Source organism: Faecalibacterium sp. DFI.5.82 (assembly GCF_029076575.1).
In the GTDB taxonomy this organism is placed as follows: Bacteria; Bacillota; Clostridia; order Oscillospirales; family Ruminococcaceae; genus Faecalibacterium; species Faecalibacterium duncaniae.
This window is the reverse complement of sequence record NZ_JARFIS010000326.1, coordinates 1-322: the sequence shown is the minus strand read 5'-3', so window position 1 is coordinate 322 and position 322 is coordinate 1. Positions and strand designations below refer to the sequence as shown.

The window sequence follows — 322 nt, the reverse complement described above, 5'->3', positions numbered from 1 at the left end:
GCCATTGAGGGCGGCGTTCAGGGCTTTGTTCAGGGCGCGGACATCGCCGCCCGCCTGGGCAAGGCAGTAGCCGGTGCCCATTTCGTTGTGGGTCAGGGCCGCGCACAGGCCGGGGGTGGCTTCGGTCAGGCGGTTAGCCAGCCGGTGCAGGCCGTCCGGGTCCAGCCCCGGCACGATGCGGATGGCATCCGCACCGGGCGTTACCTGCGCGGCCAGCGCGTCAAAGAGCTGGCTGCACAGCCCGACGTGGGTGAATTTCAGGGCGGTGTACTCGTCATACACCCGATGCACGGCGTTGGCCGTCTCGCTGGCCTTGGCGCTG

1 pseudogene is annotated in these 322 nt (G+C 69.3%); it reads right to left on the bottom strand.

The annotated features are described in order from the left end of the window. Positions 1-322 (bottom strand): annotated as a pseudogene (locus tag P0G09_RS16830) (alanyl-tRNA editing protein); the annotation flags it as partial.